The sequence below is a fragment of the Microcystis sp. M53603_WE2 genome, from assembly GCF_030065435.1.
The window spans coordinates 1-4,476 of sequence record NZ_JASJFF010000585.1; the positions used below are offsets into that span (position 1 = coordinate 1).

Annotated in this window: 5 protein-coding genes and 1 pseudogene; 3 read left to right on the forward strand and 3 right to left on the reverse strand. The window is 43.6% G+C overall.

Translation table 11 applies throughout. The features are described from left to right. Both PX481_RS12320 and PX481_RS12325 read left to right on the forward strand, forming a co-directional pair. Positions 1-567, forward strand: a 567-nt coding sequence (locus PX481_RS12320; RefSeq protein WP_288094659.1) for an RNA-guided endonuclease InsQ/TnpB family protein, incomplete at its 5' end; no start/stop codon positions are given. Between the two features lie 19 nt (positions 568-586). Beyond that, a pseudogene (locus PX481_RS12325) lies at positions 587-940 on the forward strand (M48 family metalloprotease); the annotation flags it as partial. Here the strand turns inward: PX481_RS12325 and PX481_RS12330 are convergent. Next, entirely contained in the window at positions 941-1,783 is an 843-nt protein-coding gene (locus PX481_RS12330; RefSeq protein WP_002798344.1) for an alpha/beta fold hydrolase, read from the reverse strand. It lies immediately after the preceding pseudogene. 58 nt (positions 1,784-1,841) lie between these two features. On the opposite strand from PX481_RS12330, the gene PX481_RS12335 reads away from it, so the two are divergent. Further along, entirely contained in the window at positions 1,842-2,735 is an 894-nt protein-coding gene (locus PX481_RS12335) for an alpha/beta fold hydrolase (RefSeq protein WP_002759967.1), read from the forward strand. 16 nt (positions 2,736-2,751) lie between these two features. Here PX481_RS12335 and aroH read toward each other — a convergent pair whose 3' ends face one another. Then, on the reverse strand, positions 2,752-3,153 hold the full coding sequence (gene aroH, locus PX481_RS12340; protein WP_002759969.1) for a chorismate mutase: 402 nt from the start codon (positions 3,151-3,153) through the stop codon (positions 2,752-2,754). Positions 3,154-3,221: 68 nt separating this feature from the next. Continuing rightward, a complete protein-coding gene (sppA, locus tag PX481_RS12345) occupies positions 3,222-4,043 on the reverse strand; it encodes a signal peptide peptidase SppA (protein ID WP_002759971.1) in 822 nt (273 codons plus the stop codon). Positions 4,044-4,476: the final 433 nt, after the last annotated feature.

The following is a 4,476-nucleotide window of genomic DNA, read 5'->3' on the forward strand; positions in this document are numbered from 1 at the left end:
AAGCAACGGATAAAAGTAGCTAGGCTTCATCTTAAAGTGTCAAGACAACGTAAAGACAAAGCAATTAAAGACGCTTTGGCGTTAGTCCAGTCTAATGATCTGGTAGTTTATGAGGCTTTAAAGGTAAGAAACTTAGTCAAAAACCGTAAGCTTGCCAAGTCGATTAGTGATGCTTCTTGGTATCAATTCACTGAATGGTTGAATTATTTTGCCAAGATTTATCGGATTGTCTGTGTTGCTGTTCCTCCCCATTTCACGACTCAAGATTGTTCAGTTTGTGGGACGAGAGTTCAAAAATCATTAAGCACTAGAACTCATCAATGCCCCAATTGTAAAACAGTCTTAGATAGGGATCATAATGCAGCAATAAATATCCTTAAAAAAGGGTTGCAATACTTGGGAAATCATCTCAACGGTACTGTTGGGCAAACAGAAACCGACCCAAACGCCTTGGGAGAGTCCGGCCTCTGGATTCTTAATGGAGACATTGAGAATCTAAGCTGTCTCGTTGAACAAGGAATTTCTAACAGCGATGTGGAAAGAGTCCCCCGTCACAGCGTAGCTTGACGGTGGGAGTATGTCAAGCAATGCTGCCCTCGCCCAAGGACTTCTCAGCGCGGCGGGATTAGACACAAAAACTTGGGTACAATTGGCAGTCAATCTCGCCTATAATCTGCCCAATAGTCGCAAGGATGAATTAGAAGCGGACCGACTGGGTTTAAACAATCTAGCTGAGGCTGGTTATGCAGCCAAGGCGATGATCTCCTTGATGGGAAAATTAGCACAACAGGGGGGTTCTACCCCGACAATTCTCAGCACCCATCCTGCTACAAGTGATCGCATTTTGGCACTACAAAAACAGCTTAATTCGGTTAATAACAGGCAGAATCAAGGTTTAGACGAGGATTATTACCAATTGCAGATTCGTTCTCTCCGCTAATCAGACAATTTCCTGAACAGATAAAAACTCGGCCACCGCTTGATTAAAACTTTCAGGTTCCCCTAAAAATGCCCAATGATTACCCGGTATCTTTTTAATCTCTAGAGAAGTTAAATACTTTTTATAAGATTGAATTTGCCAAGCAGTGCGATTTAATCCCTGTTGGGGAAGGATTAATAAACTGGGAATATCTAAAGTTTTAGTTAATCCGGCAAACCCCATGACATCCTCAAAAATTTCCCCGCGTGCCGATAAAGTGAATTTACCACTCCAACTGCCATCAGCTTTTTGTTCAATGGCATTTTTAAACACCTCTTGCTGTAGATTTGACCAACCTTTATATTGTTTTAATTGACGAGCGATCGCCTCTATGCTCTGATAACTATCAAAGGAGCGAGTAATCTTTAAAAAGGGCAAAACTTGATAGAGAATTGGAAAAGTTATCCTAATCCAACTAGGCATTTTATCGATAAAAAAGGGATCGACTAAAATTAAACTCTTAAATACTTCCGGCTGTTGAGTTGCCCAAATTGCCGCTATTTTAGCACTCCAAGAATGACCTAAAATATGTGCTTGCGTCCAACCTAAATGATTAATTAAAGCCCTTAAATCGCCGATATAATCCTGAAAGTGATAACCGGTTGCCGGTTTACCGCTTTCCCCATGTCCCCGCAAATCTGGGGCAATAACTTGATAATTTGAGCTTAAATAATCGCCCAAGCTTGACCAAACCAAAGCATGATCCGCCATGCCGTGCAATAATAATAGAGGCATACCTCGATCGCTCCATTGTAAATAGGAAATTTCCATCGAGTTATTGGTAAAAGTCTGGCGTTGTGGCATAAATTCTCGACTGATTTTTACTCTATAATTTACCTATCACTTAATAAAACTTCATACAATGGCACGACAATCTCCGCTCACTGGGACTAGCTTAGAACAATTGTCTTGGACATGGCAAGGTCACACCATCCCCTACACTGTGCGGGGAGAAGGACAACCCCTAGTATTAATTCACGGTTTTGGGGCATCTATCGGTCATTGGCGCAAAAATATCCCCGTTTTAGCGGAAAATGGCTATCAAGTCTATGCCCTAGATCTTTTGGGATTTGGGGGTACAGATAAGCCCGCTTTAGATTATAGTCTCGACCTTTGGCTGCGGCAAATACAAGACTTTTGGCGAGAAAAAATGGCAAAACCGGCGGTATTTATCGGTAATTCCATCGGGGGACTGATTACCTTAATGCTGATGGCAGAATCTCCCGAAATCACTGCTGGAGGAGTAATTATTAACTGTGCCGGAGGATTAAACCATCGTCCCGAAGAATTAAATTTGCCGCTGCGTTTAATCATGGCTGCCTTTACCGGTTTAGTTAGTTCTCCCGTGACAGGAAAGTTTATTTTTGGACAGGTAAGGCAGAAAAATCGCATCCGTAACACCTTAAAACAGGTTTATCGGGATCATACCGCGATTACCGAGGAATTAGTCGAAATTCTCTATCAACCCTCCTGTGATGCGGGTGCGTGGGGAGTGTTCGCATCGGTGTTGACGGCACCCCCCGGACCTTCTCCCCTGGAATTATTACCGCAAATCGATCGCCCTTTATTGGTACTCTGGGGAGAGGATGACCCTTGGACACCGATCGCCGGTTCGGTAATTTACCAAGAAAGAGCTAAAATGGGAAATAATACCCAATTTTATCCGATTGCCAAAGCTGGTCACTGTCCCCACGATGAACATCCCGAAAAAGTTAATCAATTAATTTTGAGTTGGCTGTCGGAAATGGGGATTTAGTCAGTTATCGAAGATTTTAGCGATTAATAGTTACTGGAGAAATCTGCCAATCGGGGCGAAGATTTTTCGCCCCTTGCAGATAGACGTGCTGCATTTCGCTTTGCAGTTTGGGAGTATTAACGTGGAGAATTACGCGAATACACTTGTCCAGACTACCAACGACGTGCATCTGTTGCACATCGAGGAGGGGGACATTTTGCCAATGGGGACGTTCGCGAGCGATAGCGGCGGGGAAAATCGCGTCTAAATCCTGAGTTGCCGTAAAGATAATACTAACAATATCATCGGGATCGAGACTATTGTGGATTTCGATCGCTTCGAGGAGTTCTGTTACTGCTTCTCGTATAGCTTCAATAGTATTAGCCGTTACTGTCGTTGCTCCCCGAATGGCTCGAACCTTCCACTGCACGATTGTCATCCTCCGCTAATCCTGATGAGTCAATTTTAGGGGTTAACGCGCCCTTTTTCTCGACTTTAATCTGGCCATCAGGGTCGGTATAACCACAATAGTTGTCCGTTAACTTCCAATTCAAATTCTAGGCGCTGTAGGGTTTTTTGTAATCCTGGGGGTATTGGGGAACGATTGCCCGTCAGACGACTGAGGAGGGGTTTCGGTTCTTCGATAGTCTGACATTTAGTTTTATCTGGGGGTAATCCTGCCAATTCTAGCGCCCAAAGTCGGGCATCTTCCTCGGTTCCCAAGCGATCAACCACTCCTAATTCTAACGCCTGTTGGCCGGTAAAAATGCGCCCATCGGCAAAACTTTTCACCTGATTGACATCTAAATTTCTCGCTCCGGCGACGGTTTGCAGAAATTGCTGATAACTGGTATCGATCATATCCTGGAGAATTCTTTCTTCTTCATCAGTTAATTCTCGATCGAAGGAGAGAATATCTTTATAGGGGCCAGATTTAATCACTTTAAACGAAACTCCCACCTTATCCAACAATCTTTCCAGATTGTTCCCTCTGAGGATAACACCGATCGAGCCAGTAATCGTGCCGGGGTTAGCCATAATATAATTGGCCCCCATACCGATATAAACGCCGCCAGAGGCGGAAATATTGCCAAAACTAGCGATTATTTTCGTGTTTTTTTGTAACCGCTTCAATGCTTCATAAATTTCTTGGGAATCCCCCACGGTTCCCCCGGGGGAGTCAATGCGGAGAAGTAGGGCGGGATATTGCCTTTCTTTGACGATTTCTAGGGCTTTTAAGACTCTTTTGCGGGTATCGGAGGCAATTGCACCTGTAATTTCTATTCGAGCGATTTGTTTGTGGGTTTTCGGTTTAAAAGGCCAGACCATCAGGTTTAAATATCTCTCAAAAAAGGACTCTTTCTAATCTAACGCTTTGATCGTTCCGGGTTAAGCAGACGTTATATTTCAGAATTTAAGGACAAAATGTCTGGTTAAGTGTTTGACATCCTCACGGCCAGGGCCGGACGGTGATGACCGGGCAGCTCGAACAAGATTTATTCAGCAAACCCTAATTAGGGCTGGCTGAATAATGGTAAAACCCTTTTAAAATAAGGCTTTTGACCTGTTAAAATCCGATGTTAGTGCCAGAATATAGGATTAGGACATTCAAAAAACTTGCATTATCCTTCTCTTAGTAGATAAACTGGTACAAAAAAGAAGGGCAACAAAGCCTGAAACGACCGGCTACTGACGACCGGCTACTGACTCCTAACCCCACCAACAAACTTTTTGCCGCAGACCCTAAGTAGGGTTTGCTGAA

What these genes read in the sequence shown, in the direction of transcription:
- PX481_RS12330 (WP_002798344.1), bottom strand. Translation starts at nt 1,783, where the DNA reads ATGCCACAACGCCAGACTTTTACCAATAACTCGATGGAAATTTCCTAT.
- PX481_RS12335 (WP_002759967.1), top strand. Translation starts at nt 1,842, where the DNA reads ATGGCACGACAATCTCCGCTCACTGGGACTAGCTTAGAACAATTGTCT.
- aroH (WP_002759969.1), bottom strand. Translation starts at nt 3,153, where the DNA reads ATGACAATCGTGCAGTGGAAGGTTCGAGCCATTCGGGGAGCAACGACA.
- sppA (WP_002759971.1), bottom strand. Translation starts at nt 4,043, where the DNA reads ATGGTCTGGCCTTTTAAACCGAAAACCCACAAACAAATCGCTCGAATA.